The organism is Fodinibius halophilus (assembly GCF_011059105.1).
Classification (GTDB): Bacteria; Bacteroidota; Rhodothermia; order Balneolales; family Balneolaceae; genus Fodinibius; species Fodinibius halophilus.
Map to the genome: position 1 here is coordinate 1 of NZ_JAALLS010000002.1, position 22,869 is coordinate 22,869.

The 22,869-nt window shown below is 41.3% G+C and carries 20 protein-coding genes; 9 read left to right on the plus strand and 11 right to left on the minus strand.

Annotated elements, in window-relative coordinates:
• Positions 1-78 precede the first annotated feature (78 nt).
• From G3569_RS01640 to G3569_RS01660, 6 genes are all read right to left on the minus strand, one after another.
• Positions 79-894, minus strand: coding sequence for a HEAT repeat domain-containing protein (locus G3569_RS01640; protein ID WP_165265435.1), 816 nt, complete (start codon positions 892-894; stop codon positions 79-81).
• A complete protein-coding gene (locus G3569_RS01645; protein WP_165265437.1) occupies positions 875-1,402 on the minus strand; it encodes a GFO_1088 family ECF-type sigma factor in 528 nt (175 codons plus the stop codon). The genes G3569_RS01640 and G3569_RS01645 overlap by 20 nt, the downstream gene beginning before the upstream one ends.
• A gap of 88 nt (positions 1,403-1,490) precedes the next feature.
• Positions 1,491-2,516 (minus strand): metal-dependent hydrolase, encoded by a 1,026-nt coding sequence (locus G3569_RS01650; protein WP_165265439.1) that lies wholly within the window; start codon positions 2,514-2,516, stop codon positions 1,491-1,493.
• A gap of 35 nt (positions 2,517-2,551) precedes the next feature.
• Positions 2,552-5,116, minus strand: coding sequence for a DUF5916 domain-containing protein (locus G3569_RS01655; RefSeq protein WP_165265441.1), 2,565 nt, complete (start codon positions 5,114-5,116; stop codon positions 2,552-2,554).
• A gap of 624 nt (positions 5,117-5,740) precedes the next feature.
• Entirely contained in the window at positions 5,741-5,899 is a 159-nt protein-coding gene (locus tag G3569_RS18295; RefSeq protein ID WP_205719984.1) for a hypothetical protein, read from the minus strand.
• 239 nt (positions 5,900-6,138) lie between these two features.
• Complete coding sequence (locus tag G3569_RS01660; protein WP_165265443.1) at positions 6,139-6,504, minus strand: DoxX family protein; 366 nt, start codon at positions 6,502-6,504, stop codon at positions 6,139-6,141.
• Positions 6,505-6,933: 429 nt separating this feature from the next.
• On the opposite strand from G3569_RS01660, the gene G3569_RS01665 reads away from it, so the two are divergent.
• The gene (locus G3569_RS01665; RefSeq protein WP_165265445.1) at positions 6,934-8,310 is read left to right on the plus strand and encodes a hypothetical protein; all 1,377 of its coding nucleotides are present in this window, start codon (positions 6,934-6,936) and stop codon (positions 8,308-8,310) included.
• A 987-nt stretch (positions 8,311-9,297) separates the two neighbouring features.
• Positions 9,298-9,582: a hypothetical protein gene (locus G3569_RS01670; RefSeq protein ID WP_165265447.1), complete on the plus strand. Its 285-nt coding sequence runs from the start codon at positions 9,298-9,300 to the stop codon at positions 9,580-9,582.
• A gap of 330 nt (positions 9,583-9,912) precedes the next feature.
• Here the strand turns inward: G3569_RS01670 and G3569_RS01675 are convergent, their stop codons facing one another.
• The gene (locus tag G3569_RS01675) at positions 9,913-10,281 is read right to left on the minus strand and encodes a response regulator (RefSeq protein WP_165265449.1); all 369 of its coding nucleotides are present in this window, start codon (positions 10,279-10,281) and stop codon (positions 9,913-9,915) included.
• 401 nt (positions 10,282-10,682) lie between these two features.
• On the opposite strand from G3569_RS01675, the gene G3569_RS01680 reads away from it, so the two are divergent.
• Both G3569_RS01680 and G3569_RS01685 read left to right on the plus strand, forming a co-directional pair.
• A complete protein-coding gene (locus tag G3569_RS01680; RefSeq protein WP_165265451.1) occupies positions 10,683-11,291 on the plus strand; it encodes a YceI family protein in 609 nt (202 codons plus the stop codon).
• A gap of 87 nt (positions 11,292-11,378) precedes the next feature.
• Complete coding sequence (locus G3569_RS01685; protein ID WP_165265453.1) at positions 11,379-11,966, plus strand: YceI family protein; 588 nt, start codon at positions 11,379-11,381, stop codon at positions 11,964-11,966.
• 4 nt (positions 11,967-11,970) lie between these two features.
• Here G3569_RS01685 and G3569_RS01690 read toward each other — a convergent pair whose 3' ends face one another.
• From G3569_RS01690 to G3569_RS01700, 3 genes are read right to left on the minus strand one after another with little or no spacing between them, the layout of a single operon-like run.
• On the minus strand, positions 11,971-13,329 hold the full coding sequence (locus G3569_RS01690; RefSeq protein ID WP_165265455.1) for a sigma-54-dependent transcriptional regulator: 1,359 nt from the start codon (positions 13,327-13,329) through the stop codon (positions 11,971-11,973).
• 4 nt (positions 13,330-13,333) lie between these two features.
• The gene (locus G3569_RS01695) at positions 13,334-14,638 is read right to left on the minus strand and encodes a two-component system sensor histidine kinase NtrB (RefSeq protein WP_165265457.1); all 1,305 of its coding nucleotides are present in this window, start codon (positions 14,636-14,638) and stop codon (positions 13,334-13,336) included.
• Positions 14,639-14,680: 42 nt separating this feature from the next.
• A complete protein-coding gene (locus G3569_RS01700; RefSeq protein WP_165265459.1) occupies positions 14,681-15,154 on the minus strand; it encodes a DinB family protein in 474 nt (157 codons plus the stop codon).
• A gap of 1,089 nt (positions 15,155-16,243) precedes the next feature.
• On the opposite strand from G3569_RS01700, the gene G3569_RS01705 reads away from it, so the two are divergent.
• Entirely contained in the window at positions 16,244-16,654 is a 411-nt protein-coding gene (locus tag G3569_RS01705; RefSeq protein WP_165265461.1) for a helix-turn-helix domain-containing protein, read from the plus strand.
• Between the two features lie 129 nt (positions 16,655-16,783).
• Entirely contained in the window at positions 16,784-17,077 is a 294-nt protein-coding gene (locus G3569_RS01710) for a vWA domain-containing protein (protein ID WP_165265463.1), read from the plus strand.
• Between the two features lie 28 nt (positions 17,078-17,105).
• Here the strand turns inward: G3569_RS01710 and G3569_RS01715 are convergent, their stop codons facing one another.
• A complete protein-coding gene (locus G3569_RS01715) occupies positions 17,106-17,672 on the minus strand; it encodes an NUDIX domain-containing protein (RefSeq protein ID WP_165265465.1) in 567 nt (188 codons plus the stop codon).
• Between the two features lie 82 nt (positions 17,673-17,754).
• On the opposite strand from G3569_RS01715, the gene G3569_RS01720 reads away from it, so the two are divergent.
• The 3 genes from G3569_RS01720 (at position 17,755) to G3569_RS01730 (ending at position 22,633) form a co-directional block, all read left to right on the plus strand.
• Complete coding sequence (locus tag G3569_RS01720) at positions 17,755-18,345, plus strand: CDP-alcohol phosphatidyltransferase family protein (RefSeq protein WP_165265467.1); 591 nt, start codon at positions 17,755-17,757, stop codon at positions 18,343-18,345.
• 129 nt (positions 18,346-18,474) lie between these two features.
• Positions 18,475-19,428 (plus strand): signal recognition particle-docking protein FtsY, encoded by a 954-nt coding sequence (gene ftsY, locus G3569_RS01725; protein ID WP_165265469.1) that lies wholly within the window; start codon positions 18,475-18,477, stop codon positions 19,426-19,428.
• Positions 19,429-19,603: 175 nt separating this feature from the next.
• Positions 19,604-22,633: a CHAT domain-containing protein gene (locus G3569_RS01730; protein WP_205719985.1), complete on the plus strand. Its 3,030-nt coding sequence runs from the start codon at positions 19,604-19,606 to the stop codon at positions 22,631-22,633.
• Positions 22,634-22,869 lie beyond the last annotated feature (236 nt).

Genomic DNA, 22,869 nt, shown 5'->3' on the forward strand with positions numbered 1-22,869 from the left:
CTTCTCAATTTTTACACAAGTATAGGGACATTACCAACCCGCCGGCAACTGCTTTGTCACCGACGGGCCTTTTGTTGATCAAGTTTTTAGTTCTGCAATTCCTGCCTGCAATCGTTTTCGGACAATTTCGCGCGTATCGGAATCCATAAGGAGCTTATTCATTTCATTAAGTGCTCCTTTGGCCTTCAGCTGTACCAACATATCGATAAGCGTAAGCTGCATCTGCGGATCCTCTTGGTGGGGCAACGCCTTCACCAATGCTTTTTGGATCGGTGATTCATCCCGAAAACGGAAGAGGGCTTCGGCAGCCGCCATGCGTACATTTACGCTGTTGTCATTATTCATCGTGTAGATTAAAATATCTGTGATCTGCCGGTCCAGCTCGTTATTATCGGAAACAAACCGCGTTGAGTTTTTGACAGCAGATAAACGCTCTCCCGCCGAGGCCTGCTGATAATTTCCTCCATACATCAGGGCCTCTTTCATCTGCTGCACCTCTTGTTGCAGAGCCGCAACTTGTTCCGTCGAAGCCCCGCCATTATTATTTAGAAATTGTCCTGCCGAAAAACCGATGAGTAACAATATAAATCCTGCTGCGATACGCAGAGACCAGACCACAGCTCGACTTCCAAGGCCACTCTCACTTTCGGTGCTCTTATCCAGCGGTGTAATGGGTACATCGGGTTCAGCCTCTACCTTTCCAAGAGGATCAAAACCGGAATCAGTATTTTCTCGTCTCATAACAGTAGTATAACGGAAATAGTCGGCATGCGACTGTAACTCTTCAGGGATCTGCTCATTTTGGAAAAATGCCTGTAGTCGCTGCTCCTCTTCGAGAGAGGTCTGCCCCTCATAATACTTTTCAATCAGTTGTTTAGCTTGTTCCTTCTTCATAATTCTGTTCTTTTAAATAAGCGGTTCGCACATTCTTGCGGGCTCGTGAAAGTGCTACCCGTATATTATTAACCTTCAATCCGGTTTGTTCAGCAATCTCCTCATAACTCAGCTGTTCTATATCACGTAACTGAATAACCAGTCGCTGGCGGTCGGGCAGTTGCTGAATATATTTATGGATGCACTGCATACTTTCATCCATTTCAATACTGGCAACCGGATCATAACGACCTCCGGTTGAGAGATTCATCAATTCCAGGGCTCCGTCATTTTTATTACGATTGCGATACGAGCGAAGCTTGTCAATACACAAGTTTTTTGTGACCGTAACTGCAAGTGCCTCCAAACTATTATATTGCGATAATCCATCGCGCATATTCCACAGCTTCAGATACACATCCTGAATGGTATCTTCCGCTTCCTGTCGACTGTTGAGCATCCTCAAGGCCAACCGAAAAAGCTTGCCCTTAAAGGGCAGTACATATGTTTTAAATTTTTGTTTTGTCATCTCTGTTGGATAGACGAGCGATCATAGAAATCATTACACCAACATTACCATTTTTTTCGGAAAAGGATTTGAGGAATAGAACTTTAGATTACTCTTTCCCAAATACACGGTCAAACAATTGACTCCAAACCTCTGATCGCATGTCAAAGGATGGCTCATATTGTTCAAAGCCCACTACTTGGGTTGAATCCTCATTAAAGATAAGTCTATAGTTCCAAACAAAAGGGGCAGTCTCATCCGTAAGCCACAGATCAGAACGGCCGAATCGGAGATCATGAACTAATAGGGTAGGCGTATTTTTACTTGCAGCATAATATCCCTGGGAAAACCACTTTAACCGCTCAACAGGAAGCTGACCTTCGTAGGGTTTTAAGAGCTCCGCATTTTGTTGTATTGACTTGAAATCAATAGTTCGGTCATCATCAAATACGGAATAAAGACCGGCATATAACCTATCTCCTTCTTCAGCATAACCGGTCCACAAGAAAATGCTGAACGGAGCAGGAGTAGTCATATACTTTTGAGGATGGATATCCTGCTGTGTAAAGTTTTGCTCAAAAACGTCATTTACATGGGCTTTAACCCCAAAGCCGAGCAGCAAGTAAAGCGAACTTATTGCTAACCCTATAGTGTTGGCCCATTTCCTCTTGGCAGTATTTCGTTTTAAAAACAGGGCCGTGAGAATGCCCGCCATCAGCGGGAGAGTATAAAAGGGATCTATAATAAAAATAGAGTTAAAGCTCAGCGAATAGTTACTAAACGGCTGAAATACTTGTGTGCCATAGCTCGTACAAACATCAATAAAAATATGCGTTATAATGGTCATAAATACCAACAACGACCAATCTCTCAAACTTGTCTCAGACTGCTTATAGTAACGATGCAGCAACCATCCAAAGAGGGGAGCAGCAATAGCGCAAAAAAATAATGAATGACTGAAACCCCGATGAATGGCTAGTGCCTGAACCTCGCTCACAAAAGGAGAAGCTAATACATCCAAATCTGGGACAACCCCAAAAATGGCGCCCCATAACGGGGCTTTATTGCCAATCTTTTTTCCTAATACCAACTCACCAACGGCAGCACCAAGCGTAATTTGGGTAACAGTATCCATCTGTATTTTTCTAAAAAATTTTCAGTATCAACAATTTAGTTAACGTTGAACCAATACGTGAATTTAACACTGAAAATATTATCTCCTGTCTCACCCAATGCATTTACGAGATCTCCGGGTTCCACAAACCGATTTCGTTCTTCTTGTACAAAACGGTTTTGCTGCCATACCAAAAAGAAAGTACTACCCGGACGCCATTGGTAACGAAGCACTAAGCTACTGCGAAATGATTTTACCAAGAAATCGTTATCCGCAGGTACTTCAAATTCATCCCCTTTATGATTAACCTTATATTTTCCATCCTCTATGCTATAATCTTCATAGCGATCTATGTTATAAGATTCTGCAGCGGGCAATTCTCCCGGTTTATAATAATTACCACTGGCAACAAAAGGTTCGGCATAGAATTCAAGCGTCAAGTCTGGAGAAAAGGCATAGTTTACCCTTGTTTGGAGAGAAAGGGTAGAACGGTCGATACTGGAGAAAATATAACGCTTACCGAATGTTTCGGAAGGGCCTCCCTCCTTCGTAGTAATATATTGACGGGTATTCTTTTGTCGCGAAAAACGAGGCTCTATTTCAAATTCCCATCGATCTCCCGTATTCACTCGCACCGAGGGCCTTACTGCTAGCTGCCAGCCCCCAAACTCATCTTCTTCATAGCGACCAAAGATCTCACCAAATACATTGTCACTTCTGTTGGTAAATAATCCTCCGAATATAGCATACTCCTCTGGTGATCCCATTAATGGCCCTCCTCTTGTTAAACGATCACTCATTGTGCGTGGACTGTATCTCACATTAAAAAATGTACGCCAGAAGTTATTCCATTCGATATTACTGTCGAAACCAAATCTATTTTCTCTCTGCGTACCACCATAGTTCCAGGAGCCATCCCAACTCAACTCTAAACGGTACGACTGGTACCACGAACCGGGGTCGTTTTCCCGAAACGTCAGTTCTGCTTTTGAAGAAATATCATCTGCTCTAAATAAGATCCCGGTATCATTAAGGTCGAAGCCCGGCGATTTAACCCGCGCTCCTGCTTCCCATAGCCAATGCTCCCCCGCGTTTTTAGATATTTGTAACCGTCCTCGATAACCACCGAGCTTAGTTTTTGTAGAATCGAGACTTAAATATGAAGCATCAGGACGCTGATAATATCGGGCACTCGATTGCTGAACATTCAAAATTGCATCCGGCGATCCTGAGACATAACTAAAGCCGGCATCACCCGACAACTGGTATTTACCATCTTCAAACCTGAGGTTCCAATCAGTTCCGCCTGTAAATGCCGTCTCGTTTAGCTGGCTATTCAACTCGGTGTTATCTTCTAAATTGCGATACACCCCGGTCATGATAAACCCAATAGTTGATGTATACTCCCCAAATTCCTGTTCCGATCTCAAAACCCCATAGGTTGTGGTTGGCTCAACAACTACCTCATCATAGGTATCAGTATCAGCATTATAGACCTCTGCTTTTTCTCGTGCCGTTACCGTACCCAGCCCTCCCACAGAGAGCCCAGAGGGGAAGCGGCCTGTTATTTTTGCAGCTCCGATAATGGAGGTGTTCGATATCTCCTCAGCATAGTCAATATCGTCATTTCCGGTAGGCCGTAAAGAGGGCGCGGCACCGATGCGTCGGGAGTAGAAGTAACGATCTGATCGCCCCCCACCACCGGATAATGACCGAAACAGCTGCTGATTTTGTGTAAAGAATGGCCTTTTCTCTTCAAAGAAAGTCTCAAAAGCCGAAAGATTAACCTGGGCCGGATCGGCTTCGACCTGTCCGAAATCAGGATTAACAGTACCATCAATTTTTAAGTTTGGACCCAGCCCAATTTTAAAATCGCCACCAAAGCGTCCTTTCCAATTTACGTTTTCACTAAACGGATTATCTGAATCAGGATCCCCTTTTAGTAGCGCACTACCTGCTGCATAGGGGACAAATTCTATTTGGCGCTTTTGAGATATATCTTTAATTCCGGTAAGTGTCCCGAAACGAGAGGCCCAACCATTTTCATCTTGAGGTACCATCACCCAAAAAGAATCTTCATTTCTCTGCGGGATATATCTATTAATATTTAGCCCCCATCGTTGTTTCTTGCTATCACTATATCGAAGCTGTGAAAATGGAATCCGTATTTCTGTAGTCCACCCCTTACTATCAATATTACTCTTTGTTTCCCATACAGGGTTGTAAGAGTAATCTCGATTTCGGTAGCCCATTTCATCTTCAGGCTGAAAATAATCGGCCCTTACACTGGATGCAGAAACGGCAAAACTTCTTGACGTACGACGGTCCAGATAAGTATCCAAAGAAATGATCAATCGTTCTGAATTACCCATATTGTCGCGTCGGCTCAACTGGGCTTTTATCTTTTCGGGGTTATCACTGTACATTCGGGCACCTATGTATAAAGCCTCATCGCTATAGACAAAAGCAACCTTTGTTGTTAAGGTGGCCTCGGCCCCCTCATTGGGTTCGCGCTGTGTAAAGCCCGAAGTGTAAGAAGCTTCCTGCCATACTTTTTCATCGAGCTTGCCATCTAAAACAATATCCTCCTCACCCTTGGCATGCGCTTTTGCGGTACGCACATCCCCAATACTACTCTCAGACTGTGATTCTTGTGATTTAGATACTGTAGGGGAAAAAAATAAAATCGATAAAACTAGTACTGAATTTAATAACAACTTAAATATGGTATTCACCGGCAACGTCTATTATTGTTTTTCTATTGTCTCTGTGGCGTTAAAAATAACGCTTTAACATCAACTGATTATATGTTTTTTCTTGAAATCTGGTAAAACATCATTAAAGTTGTAAAATACTGCTAATATTTATCTAATAATCATGGTCTGGCAAAATTTGACTCTTAATATTTGAGTATACTTATAAGATAAATTTAAATTCAATAACTAATTTATCTTGTGTCAATATCTCGCAAACATTTTCTTAAACAAACCGGCGCTTTAGCATTAGGTTTTTCAGGAGTTCAAACATCCAATAGTAGCAGTTCTGGCAACCCTGTTGACGATTTTAATTACAGGGCCCATCTGGACTGTTCAAATGGAACCCCAAAAAGACTTTTGCCCGTGACAAAGGTATGTGGTATGGCAATACTACTACCGAAGGAAAATTGGAGCTATTTGTTAAATCAAAAAGCAGCAATATCATAAGAAATACCGATAATTTAACGGTAGCTCTCTGGAGCGATCTTATTATCTGTGAAAATACGGATGAAAAAATAGGCTTAAAGAGGGCTTTGCAAAACCTTTGATTTCGTCATTCTGAGCTTGTCGAAGAATCTCCAGTATCCATCTGCTGCCGTTGAAAGGGAGATCCTTCATTACATTCAGGATGACTGCCTGGTTTTGCAAAGGTCCCTTAAATGGTATTATCCTGAAGGCAAAGCCTGCAAACTGGAGCATAATGCGAAACCCAGCTCCGAACTGGCAACACTGTGTTTTCACCTGCCGGCTCTTCGTTATTCATGAATATTCAACATTCGGGATTAACCATGGTAATTACAGGGCCGTGGTATAAAGCACAGAAATAATAAGCACATAAAAAGGCCCCATTCAATCTAGCTGATGGGGCCTAATCATTTTGTTGGATTTCATGCTTCGAATTCTATTTCACTTTCATAGCTACCTGCAATAAACCAAGCCCCGCCTGCAAGAGCTAAATCTTTAAGTAAATTGGTCATACTGGGCTGCATTTGTCCTCCAATAACAGCCGGCAAGTGAATACTTAAGACATATATAAGTAACAGTACACCTAACAGGATGCAAGCCAGGCGCGCTTTCTTCTCTATAATAATACTTACGCAAGCAGCCAACATAGCAACGCCCGTCAAGTATACCCAGAACTGCCCGCCTGGAATAGGTACCATCCCAGCCATCTGTCCAGCCTTCATAAAGTGAAATAGACCAAAAATACCAAATGGTAGTGCGTATAAATAACGTCCTATTTTAGAAAACATACCTATATGGATTTAATTAATGGTTAAGAAGAGTAATATAGGCATATTTGGTTCAACGTTAAACTATTTAGCATTATCAATACCGCTCCGGTCTTTTCTTATCACATCCAACCTTATTCTAAGACTTATAATCAAAAGACAATAACATTGCACTGTTGCAATAGGTTTCTTTGCAGTACTGCAAAGAAACGATCTCTCCCCTTTTTACTCTGGCATTATCCCTCTCATTTCTTTCCAAAAATTATGCCGACCACACCTTCCTAAAGGGCTTTTTCCCTATTACTTAAAAATAATCATGCCCCAACTGCATCTTGGAACAGATGTTGTAATAGTATAAACATGAAGACACACAAGACATCTGTTAACCAAAAACCACCACCTGTTTTAACACTAAAAAAAGTTAAATCCCAACACATATAGGTTACTATTATGAAATTCACTAACAAACATATCACTTTATTCCTCCTATCATTCTTTTTGATGGCAGGATCAGTTTTTGCTCAAGAAACTACTGATCGGGACTTACAATACTTTACCAGTCCGGACCAACGAGGACTCAACCAATTTGAAGCACCGTTCACTACAGATATTGAATTTGACGGTGTACAAGTACGAATTGGAGGGTCAAACGCAATACAGTTCCAGGGAATCAGTCAAGAAAACACTGGCGACCCCTATTATGCAGGAAAAGATGATCAGGGTAATCCGATTTTTAAGACTTTACCCAATCTTGAATCCAATTTTAACCTAGCCACCTCAAATCTGGATCTTGATGTAGGCTTGGCAAATGGCCTCCGAATGCACTTACGTACATACTTAACCTCACAACACCACACTGAGGCTTATGTGAAGAGTGGATATATGCAGGTAGATCGCCTTGACTTCATTAGTGAAGGACTTGCTTCCGGCCTGATGGATAACGTACGCATAAAAGTAGGTCACATGGAGCTTAACTATGGTGACAACCACTTCCGAAGAAGCGATAACGGTTCTGCAATCCATAATCCCTTTGTAGGTAACTATATAATGGACTCCTTTACTACAGAAGTAGCCGGTGAGATCTATTACTACTCTGGCAACATGTTTGGAATGATTGGTGTCAGCAATGGTAAGCTGAACCAACATGTTACTGATAAAGCAGCAAACGGTTTTAAAACACATGCTACTCTTTACGGTAAACTTGGGTTTGACAGCCAAATTAATGATGACATGCGGTTCCGCCTGACCGGTTCTATCCTTAATGTAGCTCAATCTGCATCTATCTACCTATACTCAGGTGACCGGGCAGGATCTCGCTACTACTCTGTTATGGATGACGGATTCCGTGCCGGACGATTCGCGCCTAGCTTCACTCCCGGATATGGACAAGCTCCTGCTCCCGGTGAAATGACAGCTTTCATGATTAACCCATTCATTAAGTACAATGGTCTTGAGTTCTACGGAGTATTTGAAAACACCAGCGGTAATATTTCAGGCAATGACAGCCGTACCTTTAACCAGTATGGAGCTGAACTTCTTTATCGCTTCGGTGCAGATGAAGACTTCTATCTGGGCGGCCGCTATAACTTAGTAAGCGGTGAAACAACCGGTGGTGATATCGAAATCGACCGTATTAATATCGGCGGCGGATGGTTCCTCACTAAAAACGTGATGGCTAAGCTTGAATATGTAACACAATCCTATAGTGGCGAAGGCTTTACGGGTACAAGAGGATTTGCTCCGGGCGTAGCCCCATCAAACTTAACCAACAAATACAAAGATGGTAAATTCAATGGCGTCATGATGGAAGCCATAATCAGTTTCTAAGCATAGATAACCTGCCATAACCTCTAGGTTGGTTTATTTTATCCCTAATGCGGTATCGTCATTGATCTGGCGATACCGCTTTTTATTTGCCCTCCATCAAGGCCTTACTAAGCCCATCACCGACCTTAGGAGTGCATTTTCTTCCGAACTTCATACCTATCCTCGGGCGACTGGAGCTATCGCCCGGCGTGAGATGGGAGCTCATTCAAAATAACGGTATTGTCCAATTCTAGTGCCCCACCAGCTGATTAGTTGCTCAAAAAGGTGATCAATTTATTATTTGAAATAGGAAAAACCCGAGATCCTGACAGAGATGCTTCGGCAAGCTCAGTACATGGTTCAGGATGACATAGTTTTTTGATTTTTTTTAAACAACGTGCATCATTGCGAGGAGTACTGTGGTTTGACGGTACGACGTGGCAATCTCCCTGAAACGATTGGGTAATGTATGAGAGCTTCTTTTTTTACGCTAGACGAATCTCTTCTGGGAGATTCCTCGACTCTCTACGCTCCCTTCGGAATAACATGGTTTTTCAGTCGGGGGGGCTGGTCCCAACAGCTGTCGGGATACCATTCCCTCAACAGTTTTTTCGTCTATTTTTTTGCTGACAAAAATACCCCTCCAACTACTGGAGATTTATATCAACTATATCTCAATATAATTTCACAAGTCGCAGCCGTGCATCAATATGAGAGGCGATCCTTGTTATCTTGGAATTGCAACAAAAAAGTAGACAGAGAGTTAAGGTAGATCATGCAGCTTGGTTGTGTGTTAGTTGTTGTTCGATTTGAACTGGCGTGCGGTAATCCAGGCCGAGTGCAGCCGTTTTTTGAAATAAACTTAATGTTGGACGGGTTGCATCCCCGTCCAACAACTAGCTAAAGGACGGATCAACAATCCGTCTAACTAAGAGAGAGATGAGTTACTACAAGAGAAAATTACCACATTGGCAACAGGTGGAGCAGAATATTTTATGATAGGGACCTTTGCAAAACCAGGCAGTCATCCTGAATGTAATGAAGGATCTCCCTTTCAACGGCAGCAGATGGATACTGGAGATTCTTCGACAAGCTCAGAATGACGAAATAAAAGGTTTTGCAAAGCCCTCTGATAATCAATTTGAAAGGGTCATTGCCGCAGTCAACAAGGTAGGTCGGACATCTTGTCCGACTTTGGATAAATTAATCTACTTTAAGAAACAGACGGGCAAGGATGCCCGTCGTACATCTATGGATTTTTATCAGAGAAAATTACCACATTGGCAGCCCTAAGGATGACACTGCTTTTACTGGGAGAAAGGAGTTTCCCTCCCTAATCGCAGGGAGGGACCAAGCGAGCACACCGAAACTTTCTTGGTCTACGAAGCCATACCTATGCCTAACGGGGCTACTGCGCCCAAGTAGCTTTCGGCTGCGTAGGCTGTACTTCGGCAAATTTCCCCTTAGCATAGTAGATAGTGCAGGTGTGGGTGGGCCATAAAAAGGAGTTTTACAAAACCTTGCTTTATATGATTTGCCGGAAAGTACCCCCCCAGCCGCCCGACGAAAGATGGGAGCTCATCCGAAATGACAAGAGGAAAAGGAAATAATTTATAGCACTTTTTATTGAGAAAGGATAGAAAGCTGGAACTTTATCTTATCAATAAGTTCCTTAAAATTGAGAGGCTTAATAACAAAATCATGCGCTCCGGCAAGAAGTGCTTTTTGCGTTACATCAACTTCTGCATAGGTGCTCATGATAATAATTCGCACTTGAGGGGTATTCTCTTTTAGAAATTGCAAAAAAGATTTGGACCCCAGCAAATGACTGTCGATGACAACTACTGCAATGGGTTCTGACAATAAAATCTTTTTGGCATTAATATCACTTTCTGCTGCTAAGCACTGAAAACCCTCCTCATTCAAAACCAGATGCAGAGACTCTCGTACAGCCTCTTCCTCATCTATAATAAGTATGGGTTGGGAATTCATTATTCTGTTATTAGCATTAGCAGTTAGTGCACTCTATGTATTACTAATGCAATTTTGAGTCCAGCTTTTTATAAACCTTACAACTTTTTGAATTCCCTTTTTTAACACCTACTTATCTGCGTTAAAAGGCAATTAAACAATTCTAATAGTCCTATTATTTGTGATACCCTTACCGGTGTCATTGCAGTAGTGCATGGATGCATTGCTGTCTATTTGCAATAGTGCAAGCAAGACACACTACCATTTTATTTTATAATTAGTTATTTCAAAAACCCCCTTTTGAGACTTATAAATAGGGTTTTATGAAATAAATACCTGGAAGAAATGAGCTCTTTGGAACAGGCTTTGCATTACTAATAGTAGGAAACAATCCAACACATATGATAAAAAAAGAGGCCATTATGAAAACTCTACTCACCAACTTAATTCTGATATTATTTGTTGCCACAAGCTCACTTACTGCCCAAACAACAGATTATGTTCTGCTTGATAAAAGCACCATGCAAATTGATGGTACATCGACCATCCATGACTGGACATCTGAGGTTGAAGAAATTAATACTACCATTAATATTGAGAAAGAAGCACTTAAGGAAGAAACAGTAAATACCCCTGTGAAAACTTTTACAATGAGTATTCCTGTTAAATCTATAGAAAGTGGCAAAGGAGGGATGAACAAAAAGACCTATAAAGCACTAAAAGAAGATGACCATCCCAACATCACTTTTAAAATAGACTCCACCGAGATGTTAAATTATAACTCCTCTTCATCAACAATGGACCTGAATGTAACCGGAGAACTAGCTATAGCCGGGGTAAATCGTACCATATCCCTACCGGTAAAAGGAGCTATTCAAGATGAAGGAATCTATAAGTTTACTGGGAACTATGAGATCAATATGAAAGATTATGATATAGATCCCCCTTCGGCCGTCTTTGGAACGATAAAAAGCGGAGAAAAGGTTACTGTATCTTTTGAGCTTTACTTTTCAGCCGATAACCCAATGTAACTAACCCTCAAGTTGCGTCTCACTCCAATTAAAACACAGCTAATCACAATGCTTCAAACAGCCGGTTTACTCACAATTATCTTATCGATGCTATTACCCTTATGGAGTGGGGCACAATCATTACCTGGCGAACTTACTATTGCAAATGGCGGTAGAATATGGATTGAAGGAACAGCAGGTCCCGTAGATTTTAGTTGTCACGCCCAAGAACTTTCGGGCCAAGGCCAAATTAACAGCACTACCAATCCCCAATCTGCAGTAAAAGAAGATGGAGAAGTACAAATATCGGTTTCGCTGCCTGTTCATTCCCTTGATTGTGGTAAAAGAGCGATGAACAACGATATGTATAAAGCGCTCAAGGCAGAACAGCATCCTTCCATCACCTATCAACTGTTGGAAGCCACTCTTGACAAGAAAGCAGCTACACCCAATAGCTGGATGCCTATTATAACACGTGGAATTATGAATATCGCCGGTGTCTCTGATACCACAGAGGTTGAAGTGAAAGGGAAAGTAATTGACAATAATCACTTTCAAGTGAAAGGAAGCAAAGCACTGAATATGGATACTTACGATATTAAGCCACCCAGCAAAATGTTTGGACTTATTCGGGCTGATAAAAAATTAGATTTACACTTTAACGTCACCGTATCACTTCAATCTCAAAACAAATAGCTATCTAATCTGAAAGCCCCAATCGCTCCATCTTCCGATAAAGTGTCGAGGGATCGATGCCCAGCAGACGGGCCGCTTCCGATTTATTCCCTTCGGTACGTTTCAACATACTTTTTATGTGATGTTTTTCAAACACACGCACGGCCTGGTCCAAGGATTCGCTATCCATATTAAACTCTTCGGATCCCGAAGCATCCCGGATGGCACTTGGCAGATCTTGCAGCTGCAAATAATCACTGTCACTTAACAATACCGATCGTTCAATCACATTCTCCAGCTCCCGGACCTGACCTTTCCACTGGTAAGCCATCATGGCACTCATTGCCTCGCTTGAGATACCCTTTAAGTTTCTTTTCAGTTCCTTATTATATTTTTTTAGGAAATGATGGGCCAACAGAGGGATATCGTCTCGGCGTTGCTGCAGAGGAGGCAGAGAAAGCTCAACAACGTTAAGTCTGTAATAAAGATCATCTCGAAAGTTTCCTTTTTCAACTTCTGCTTCCAGATCTTGATTGGTGGCTGATATTATTCGGGTATCAAAATTAATTGTTTTATTTGATCCCACCGGTTTTACTTCCCGCTCTTGCAGTACACGTAATAAATTTACTTGCAAGTTCAGTGGAATCTCAGCTATCTCATCTAAAAAGACCGTACCGCCATGGGCCGCTACAAAAACCCCATCCTTATCCGTCGTAGCCCCGGTAAACGCTCCTTTTGTGTGTCCAAAAAGTTCTGACTCAACAAGATCTTCTGGAATGGCACCACAATTAATTGCTAAAAATGGCTTATTAGAACGGTCACTATTTGAATGAATGGCACGGGCTACCAACTCCTTTCCGGTACCACTTTTGCCCGTCACCAACACATTACTATTAGCGCTACTTACTCGCTCTACCATTTTGTATACCTTTTTCATGGCATCGCTTTCGCCGATGATATGATTGAAATTATATTCCTGGTCGATCTTCTCACGCAGATATTTATTCTCCTGTGCTACTTTTTTATGCTCCAATAGATTTTCTATGCGGATGAGCACCTCATCAAAATCAAGTGGCTTTAAAATATAATCTGCAGCCCCTTTGCGCAGTGCACTAATGGCGGTCTCAATGGTAGCGTGGGCCGTAATAATAATTGTTAACGTATCTGAAGAGTGCTGCAGCGCATATTCCAATACACCAAGCCCATCCCTTTTGGGCATTTTTAAATCGGAGACAATAATATCGAAACTATTTTGATCTATAACCTGTATAGCCTCCTCACCATTCTCAACAGCCGTACAGTTGTACCCTTCATCTTCAAGTACAATGGTTAAGGATTCTCGAATGCTTGTTTCATCGTCTGCTACTAAAATTGATCCAGTCATATTATTAGTTTTTTATCGGTAATTCTATAATAAAAGTTGCTCCTTCTCCCGGCTCTGACTCCACCCAAATAGAACCATCCATTTTACTAATAATTCCATGACTCACCGAGAGGCCCAGCCCTGTTCCACTCCCCACTTCTTTGGTCGTAAAGAACGGTTCAAATATACGGGATTGGTCTTCTTCTGTTATCCCTTTTCCAACATCTGCTACTTTTAATTTAATATGCTGTTCTTCTCGGATAGTAGTAATGGTAACTACGGGTTCTGAGATCCCTTCCATCGCATCCACAGCATTTAAAAATAAATTTACCAACACCTGGTGTATTTGGTCGGGTACACAGGTAATGGGCGGGAGGTTATCCTCAAGATTCATTTCAAAATTCACATTACGACAGCGTGCATCATGCTTCAATAACCCAACAGCAGATTGTATTTCTTCATTTATCTGTACATTTTCTGCCTGCATGCTCGAGGGCCGCGAAAAGTCTACCAAATCACGGACAATCTTATTAATTCGCTGTATATGCTCACGAACCTTCTTAAGCTGATCCTGCAAAAAGTCATCGTCTGTTTTACGCTGGCATACCTGGACCAATGAAGAAATAGCAGTCAGAGGGTTGCCAACCTCATGAGCTACCCCGGCTGCCATATGACCTACAGTAGCTAATCGCTCAGATTGCTGAATCTGCTCTTCTCGCATCTTAATATCCGTAAGATCACGTAATATCTGAGACCGCCCCACAATTTCGCCATCTTTATTTCTGATGAATGATTCTGTTAAGTTAACCAGTTTTTTTTCACCATTTTGGGTCAATCGCTCAGTCTCATAATTTCGAACATGGCCCTTATATTTAAGGCCAAACTCGATACATTCCAGCTCTTGCATGGCAATAAGCTCATCAGGTACTATATAGGATATCGGTTTACCAATAATCTCATCCCGCTCCCATCCCAACATCTCTTCCGCACCCTGATTCCAGGAAGTAATAACCCTTTCATTATCAATAGTAATAATGGCATCGGCCGAATGCTCAATAATATCGCTGTAGCGTAACTTTGTTGCTTCAAGGCGATCCTCATAATATTCTCTATAATTGTAGACCGTCCAGGCAGCCCATAGCATGAGTACAAGAGCAACGATAACTCCTCTGCTAAAATATAACCACTGCATCGTTTCCGACGATGTTTCAGTCAACAACGTCTGATGAATAATTTCGAACGCACCAAAACCAATACCAATGATAATGAGTGAGGTAAAAAAGAGGTATCCCACTCGAGCTTCTCGTAAAAAGCGAAGAATTTCTTTCATCTCCGAATTGCTAAATAATTATTGAATTCCCTAACACGCATACTACCAACTGCCAAGCAACTTTCGCACCAATACAATTTGACCAATATGATAAGCATTATGATCGACAATTAGCATTGCTTCCCGAAATAAAGTTTGACCGTCTCCATGAGTAATTAGTTCCTGCAGCTCATGATCAGAATCTCGGACCAGAGACTTCATCTCTTCTATTCCCTCACGCACTTCCCGGATAGCATTTTGCAACTCGTCTTTACTGTTTGGGGAGTGGGAATCTGGCCAATATGCTTCTGGCCAGTCGATAGCCTCATATTCTGGGTTTTTACAAAATTCAAGAATATCGTTTTGGGCAATTCGGATATGTTCAATGAGCTCCCAAATGGTATGAGGAACACCTTCAACCTTGATGCCGGCTTGTTTATACGTAATACCCAGTACTGCCTGACTAAAGGTAACGTGGGCATTTTCACCTTCTAATTGTTCAAGCAGAAGTGTCCTGACCGACTTCTTTATAGCCATAACTATGGTTTTACAATTGAATTACCTTTTATATCAATATCTGCGATGCATAATAAAAGATGCCAAAAGAAAAGAAAGTTAAGAAAGGAAAAATACTACAATCAGAGGGGCTAAAAAAGGTAGTAAATGACAAAAGCCCTGCAGGCGCAGAGCTTTTTTTCAAGTAACTGTTTATAATATACGCATAGAACCCCATACAGAACAACTATTTCTTTAATTCCCCACTTAATATATAAGTGATCTATAACTAATGGCTATTAATAGGTAATTAAAGTATAACTTACAGCAGCATTTCTAATTTAAAATAAAGTTAAATATTAAACTTTTAGATGCCTATATGTGCACTCTTATACATATTAAGTAACATTTAGGGGGGCTAAAGCAAGAATGGAAATTCCACCTATTACATACGACAGGTTTCTTTTTTAAAAGTTCAGAATCGTAATAGTAGTGCCTACTGTAACTCAGTAAAGGAAAGTAAGTTATCCTAAAGGAGGAGGGAGAAATAGCAAAAGCCCTGCGAGCGCAAAGCTTTTTTGATCAACTGTTTACAATATACAAAGATTATAGTGTACAGATCAATAATATCTGTCACTACCCAACTAATCTATAAATAATATGTATGTAATATACTTTAAAACATATCTATTCATCTATTAATAATTAGCAGCGTGCTTATGGATATAATCTAATTATACATCTGAAATCATTGATTTGTGCTAATACTGAGCTATCCTTAAGACAAGCAAAATTATTTAACACAAAAAAGCAGTGATAATAAAAATCATATACCAAACCTGGCGGTTCTGATTGAATACATGAATGGGAGGGAATAAAACGACGCGGATTGCAATAGTGGGGAAGGGAAAAATAGCAAAAGCCCTGCTGATGCAGAGCTTTTTTCGAAACACTGTTTACAATATAAGCATAGATCCCTATACAGAACAACTATTTCTTTAGCTCACTATTTAATATATAAGTAATCTATAATTAATAGTTATTAAACTTTATGTAATATTAGGTTATTGTTATTTTAGAAATCGAAATACATTAATTTTTTTGAACACAAATAACTGGTATTTGTTCAGCATGCCTAAACAAGTTGGCGACCTGGTACTTTATTCGGTTGATGATTTACATAAACAGCTAGGACTCAGCAAAATGACGATCCGGGCCTACCTGCGGGATGGAAAAATCCGTGCTCGCAAATTAGGAGTACAATGGTATGTTACTGAAGAAGCTCTGCGAGAATACTTCGGAGAATCCTCTAAATCCAAATCAACAACTGTTCCTAAAAAACCAAAGAATTATCGCTATGTTGTCAAAGGCATAAATGACCTGGTAAGTGAACAAGAAGAATGTGCCACTATACAGGAAACAATCAGCTGTATTGAAGATCAGGCTATTATTAGTTTATTCCAGGTAGCAATTATTGATCGCGACTCCGACGAAGTGGTAGAGCTGATAAAAGCGCGCGATTTCCTGGATCGCCACAAATAAAAAAGCCCCCGGCATTTTACAGCCGGGAGCCTGTCTAGCCACTCATTACAATCAAGGATCACAGCAGACTTAACTACTGCTTCATTAATAAATACGAGAATTTTACTAACACAGATTTAATTTTATCCTATGCTCGAAAAAGAAGACACCAAACTTGAAATATTTGGCTTTGGAGATGACGATGACAAAGAAGATACGTTCTACTGTCTTGTAAACACTGTTAAAAATCCGGATGGAATAGATCTTGATAAACTCTCCATGGCCGACCCCCGAAAGTTCGATGAAGTACTCAATGAAATGGGCTGCATCTTGCTACTGCGAGGCGACGAGGTCGAAGAGCTGATCAACAGGGGCGATATCACTGACTCAGACCTTCATAAATCGATCTACGACTTAGCAGTAGAAGAAGAGATCATATCCTAACCTCCCTGGTGGCAGCACAGACAGCCTCTTACACTTCAAAGGGTTTATGATTCTGCCACCAATGCCAGGTCCGCAATAGGGCAATAACCGTTTTACCGTCGGTAATCTCACCTCGATGTACCATATCTATGGCATTTCGAAACGGGATACGCTCTGTTATCAAAAACTCATCTTCATCCACCGCCTGCTCAAAAGAGCTAATATCCCAAGCTACATAGCAGTGGATTATCTCATCTGAATAGCCAATACCGGGATAGAAGTGGCCGACATAGTCAAACCTCTTACATTGTAGTCCCGCTTCTTCTTTTAGCTCACGTTCGGCCGTTGATCCGGCACTTTCATCCGGATCAATCTTCCCGGCCGGCACCTCATAAAATATTTGACCCACAGGGTATCGAAATTGACGTACCAGCATAATATCCCCATTTTCAAAAACCGGTACTACGGCTGAGGCCCCCGGATGCTTAATCCACTCTCGTGTTGCTGTGGTATCATCAGGAAGAAGCACTTCATCAAAATAAACATGGAGCAGTCGCCCGCTAAATATTTTGGTGGATGTACGTATTTGCTCTACAAGTTCATGGGAGTCGTTCATAGCAAGATTTTTATGTATCTTTAGCCGTAGTTGGATTTATCCAATTTTCACAATTAAATGATAACAAAGATATAAGTTTTCGTTGTCCGAAACATTTAACATTGACCAACAAGATTTTGAGGTAAAGCAAGACCTTTTTACGTGGTCGAATGCGATCTCTTTTTCGCGCATTCTCATTGCCTTACCCATTGTATATTTGCACTATACCAATGGACAGCAAATTACGTGGGTAATTACTGCACTTGTGTTATACGGTATCTTTTCAGATTACCTGGATGGCTATATTGCACGCTTTACAAACAATGTTACCGAATGGGGCAAAATACTGGACCCGCTGGCAGATAAATTCTGCGCATTCATCTTATTTTTGTATGCTACCTATATCGGCATTATTCCCCTTTGGTTTTTTATTATTGAAATTGCCCGGGATGCTTTTATTATGGCTGGGTCGCTGTATATTCGAAATTTGCGCGGCAAAGTAGCTATGGCAGTAATGTCCGGTAAAATAAGTGTTAATGTATTGGGATTATACTGGCTTGCTGCCTTTTTCTATCCCGGGGCCACGGCAGTTCACCAGATGCTGATGGGCGCATCGCTGGCGCTTATGTTTTTCTCCTTCTTTGATTATCTTCATCGATTCAACCAAATACGAAAGGGCGTCGCATTTAACTAAGCCTTTTTTAAGTACGTTTTTAATTTTAGCACATAATAGCCTCTCCCTTGCAGAGAGCATCCTGGATCTCACGGGAACTACTCAGAGAAACAGGCTGACATTTTATTTTTTAAATACGAAGCACGACATATGGGTTTTTTAGAAAAAATTGGTCTCAAGAAAAAAGAGAAAGTAGAAAAGGGCGTCGAAAAAAGCCGCTCCGGTATCATGAAAAAAATTGGCAAGGCTATTGCCGGTAAAGATACCGTTGACGCTGCCGTACTCGATGAGCTGGAAGAAATCCTCATCACTTCGGATGTGGGCGTCAAAACAACGCTCGAGATTATCGACCGTATCGAAAACCGTGTTGCCAAAGACAAATACCTCAACAGTGATGAGCTGCAGCGAATTTTACGCGAGGAGATTATTGGCCTGCTCAAAGATCATTCCGCTGACAAACCGGCCGAGTTTGATGCTGAATTCCCTCAGAAACCCCATATTGTGATGGTAGTAGGGGTCAACGGAGTGGGCAAAACAACCTCGATCGGCAAGCTGGCCCATCTCTACAAAAAGGCAGGTAAAACCGTTATGCTCGGCGCCGCTGATACCTTTAGGGCTGCTGCAGTAGATCAACTTAAGATCTGGAGCGAACGCGCGGATGTACCTATCATCCAACAGGGACAAAATGCCGATCCCGCAGCTGTTGCTTACGATACCGTGGAATCTACCAAAGCCAAAGGGGCAGATATCGCCCTTGTTGATACGGCCGGACGCCTTCACAACAAGAAGTCGTTAATGGAAGAGCTTGCGAAAATAAAACGTGTTATGGGGAAAGTGGTGGATGGCGCCCCTCACGAAGTATTACTAGTGCTTGATGCTTCCACCGGACAAAATGCGATGCAACAAGCAAAGGCTTTTACCGATTTTGTAGATATCACCGGCTTGGTGCTCACAAAGCTTGACGGTACCGCCAAAGGAGGCATTGTTATAGGAGTCTCAAATGAATTGGACGTGCCCGTTAAATATATTGGAGTTGGGGAAGAGATCGAAGATCTACAAGTCTTTGATCGCGAACTCTTTGTTAATTCTATGTTTAAAGACTAAATATCGAGAGCGTAGAAAGAGCCACCGGAAATTTCCATTTTTATTTTTCAACTTTTTTAGTGACCATTAACCTTATAATGGCTTAAGGACATTTCCCAAAAAAGGTATCGGTTTGGCTTACAGGGCTCTCAACAAGCTATTGCAATCAGCAATAGCAATTGTATTACTCTTTCTTTTGACTCCAATCTTAGGATGGGGACAAAAAAGTGGGACTCTAGCACTTCAGAAAGGAGATTCGCTGGCTTATGCTGCACAATACGATTCAGCAAACTTCTTTTACAAACAAGCAACCCGCCTTTTTAATCAAGAAAAGAACTGGGACAAAAAAGTTACGGCCCTCTATGCTATTAGTAGTAACAAAACTTCACAAGGTAACATAGATGAAGCTGAACAGTATCTTGACAAGGCCAGAACTATTGCTCAGCACTACCTTACCAAGAGCCATATCTTCCATACAAAGTACTTATATCAAAAAGGGCGTATTGCAGAAACCAAGGCAAAGTATGATTCGGCACTAACCTACTATCACAAAGCCTCTGATCTTGCAAACTCCTCCAGTTCCGATAAAAGCCTGGAATGGCAAATTAAGGTACTGGCTGGTACAGGTGAAGTATATATTGCAAAAGGAAAATATGATCTGGCTTCACAAAAACTGGACAGAGCCGAAGCTCTATATCATCAATTCCAACTATACAAACCGAGAATATTAAGTCGTATCTATAATAGTCACGGCACGGCTTTTAAAAACTTGGGACAGTATAAAAAGTCCCTGGAGTACTATATAGAGTCACTGGAGATAGATCGTCAAACTCTGCCCCGCCACCACCCGGAATTGGCAAAGTCGAACAACAATATTGCCATTATTTATTTCTACCAGAGTGATTACCAGCGGGCACTCGACCATATGAAAAATGCGGTTAAGGTATTAACCAACTTCCATGGTGAAAACCACCGACTGGTCGCCCGCGGATATAATAATATTGGTATTGTCTATTCTGAAATAGGAGAACTTGAAAAAGCAACCGAATACCTTAAAAAAACGCTCCGAGTCCGAAAAAATATTTTAGGGAAAGAACATCCTGAAATTGCCATAGGTCACCAAAACCTGGGGGCGATCTATTATGATCGGGGAAAATATGAACAAGCAATTAATCATTATAAAAAAGCCCAAGCCATACACCTTAAGCATTTCCCAGAAGGACACCCCGAATTAGGCAACGTATACGCCAACTTGGGGCAGGCATATAATGCAAAGGGAGATTACAAAAAAGCTCTGGATTTCTATCATAAAGATCTGGATATAAACCTAGATCTTTTAGGGGCTGAGCATCCTTTTATTGGTGACACCTATGCTAAAATTGGAGAAACATACGCTCATAATAATAATTATACCAAGGCCTTAAGCTACTACGAGCGTGCTGTCTCTATTTTTGTTTCCAATTACAGCCAAGAGATTAGCCTCGGTGAAATTGCACTGGAAGAGGTTTTATATCCTGCTAAACTTCTGGAAACACTGCGTTTAAAAAGCCAAGCGATTAAACAGCATGCTGATAAATCAGATGAACCTCTATCGCTGCTGGATCAATCATTGCAAACCTACTTACAGGCTGTTCAGCTAATTAACAAGCTGCAGAAATCTTATAAAAGAGAAGGGTCCAAGTTTTTATTGCGCAATCGAACCTCTGAGCTATACCACCAAGGCTTTCAAACAGCATTTCGCCTATACCAAAGAACGGGAAATACCGACTACAAAGAGTACGCCTTCTACTTTGTGGGCCAGAGCCAAAGCCAAATTCTTCTGGAAGAGATGCAAAAAGATGTTGCGCAATCATTTGCCAATATTCCCGACTCACTTATTGCCCGAGAGGCCGCCCTTCGTACCAAGCTAACAACTTTGCAGCAACAACTTTCCAGCTCAGCCCAAAATCCTCAACAAACGGACTCTACCAAACGTTTTGCCCTGGAAGACTCTCTCTTCCACCTCCAAAAAGCATTGAGTAATCACACCAAAACCCTGGAATCATCCTATCCCAAATATTACCGGCATAAATATCAGCCCCTTATTACTCGAGCTTCAGAAATACAAGAAAAGTTTCTGGCGCCACAAAAGACTGCTATTCAATACTTTTTCAGCGAAGAGGCTTTATATGCATTTATAATAACAAGTAACGACTTTCAACTTCGTAAACTTAGTACCGACTCTCTTCTATCTCAAAAAGTTAAAGCATATCGTAACGTAATCACTGAAACCTCTTCAGCATCAGATTTCAGCTCCAAAAGTCACGCTCTTTATAAACAGCTTATAGAACCTATTGAAGACGCTATTGAGGGAACCAAGCTTCTTATTATTCCTGATGGGAATTTACACTACCTACCTTTTGAAAGCTTGGTAAGCAAAAATAAAAAAAACAACCCTTCCAAACGCTTCCATGATCTACCTTATCTTGTTAATGATTATACCATCAGTTACGCTCCCTCAGCCAACTATATAGAGCTATATCACCAGGAACGCCCCCACGAAACCTCTAAAAAGCTTGTCGCTTTTGCCCCGGTCTTCTCTGAAATTTCAACAGATGAAAAAAGAGAACTATACCCAGCTTATAAGCGGCCATTACCTTCTTTGCCTCTCAGCAAACAGGAAGTGCAAAGAATTGAAGAACTTATGAACTCTTCTCAAGGCTTTTGGCCTTTTCAAAAAGAAGAGGAAACGACAGTCCTCATTGAAGATGAAGCCACAGAACGAAATTTTAAAAACCTGCCTCTGGAAGATTATCGCTATATACACCTGGCAACGCATGCTTATGTCTCCGAAGAAAATCCCCACCAGTCGGGTATACTGTTCAGTGTTAATCCAGAACACCCAAAGGATGGTATTTTACATGCTTCCGAAATTTATAACCTCTCGTTGAATGCTGAACTTGTTACGTTGAGTGCCTGTAAAACAGGAGTGGGACAAATGGTAAACGGAGAAGGAATAATAAGTTTGAGCAGGGCCTTCCAATACGCCGGGGCACGCAACCTTCTGGTCTCGCTCTGGAATGTCAATGACCGGGCCACCTCCTATCTTATGGTCGCTTTTTATGAACAACACCAAGATGAACAATCCATCTCTTTAGCTTTACAACAAGCAAAAGAAAAAAATATAGCAGAAAAACGATATGCACATCCGAAATATTGGGCCCCCTTTATTTTTATTGGCCAATAAAAAAAGCCCCATGCACAAACATGGGGCCCTTTATAACTTTAAATTGATACTACCTATTCAGTTGTAGTCGTACTAGTATCTTCGTCCTCTGTTGTATCGGAAGTATCTTGATCTGGCATAGCTAGTGCTAACGATTGCTCTTCTGAAAATAAAAACATGATGGTCTCCTGATTTTTTTATTTATAATTAACGTACAACGCACTCTTTTTATAGAATGCTTAAAAAATATGACATAA

Excerpts from the sequence above, each read along its gene's own strand:
- G3569_RS01640 (WP_165265435.1), bottom strand. The coding sequence starts at position 894 with ATGAAGAAGGAACAAGCTAAACAACTGATTGAAAAGTATTATGAGGGG.
- G3569_RS01645 (WP_165265437.1), bottom strand. The coding sequence starts at position 1,402 with ATGACAAAACAAAAATTTAAAACATATGTACTGCCCTTTAAGGGCAAG.
- G3569_RS01650 (WP_165265439.1), bottom strand. The coding sequence starts at position 2,516 with ATGGATACTGTTACCCAAATTACGCTTGGTGCTGCCGTTGGTGAGTTG.
- G3569_RS01660 (WP_165265443.1), bottom strand. The coding sequence starts at position 6,504 with ATGTTTTCTAAAATAGGACGTTATTTATACGCACTACCATTTGGTATT.
- G3569_RS01665 (WP_165265445.1), top strand. The coding sequence starts at position 6,934 with ATGAAATTCACTAACAAACATATCACTTTATTCCTCCTATCATTCTTT.
- G3569_RS01675 (WP_165265449.1), bottom strand. The coding sequence starts at position 10,281 with ATGAATTCCCAACCCATACTTATTATAGATGAGGAAGAGGCTGTACGA.
- G3569_RS01680 (WP_165265451.1), top strand. The coding sequence starts at position 10,683 with ATGAAAACTCTACTCACCAACTTAATTCTGATATTATTTGTTGCCACA.
- G3569_RS01685 (WP_165265453.1), top strand. The coding sequence starts at position 11,379 with ATGCTATTACCCTTATGGAGTGGGGCACAATCATTACCTGGCGAACTT.
- G3569_RS01690 (WP_165265455.1), bottom strand. The coding sequence starts at position 13,329 with ATGACTGGATCAATTTTAGTAGCAGACGATGAAACAAGCATTCGAGAA.
- G3569_RS01695 (WP_165265457.1), bottom strand. The coding sequence starts at position 14,638 with ATGAAAGAAATTCTTCGCTTTTTACGAGAAGCTCGAGTGGGATACCTC.
- G3569_RS01700 (WP_165265459.1), bottom strand. The coding sequence starts at position 15,154 with ATGGCTATAAAGAAGTCGGTCAGGACACTTCTGCTTGAACAATTAGAA.
- G3569_RS01705 (WP_165265461.1), top strand. The coding sequence starts at position 16,244 with ATGCCTAAACAAGTTGGCGACCTGGTACTTTATTCGGTTGATGATTTA.
- G3569_RS01710 (WP_165265463.1), top strand. The coding sequence starts at position 16,784 with ATGCTCGAAAAAGAAGACACCAAACTTGAAATATTTGGCTTTGGAGAT.
- G3569_RS01715 (WP_165265465.1), bottom strand. The coding sequence starts at position 17,672 with ATGAACGACTCCCATGAACTTGTAGAGCAAATACGTACATCCACCAAA.
- ftsY (WP_165265469.1), top strand. The coding sequence starts at position 18,475 with ATGGGTTTTTTAGAAAAAATTGGTCTCAAGAAAAAAGAGAAAGTAGAA.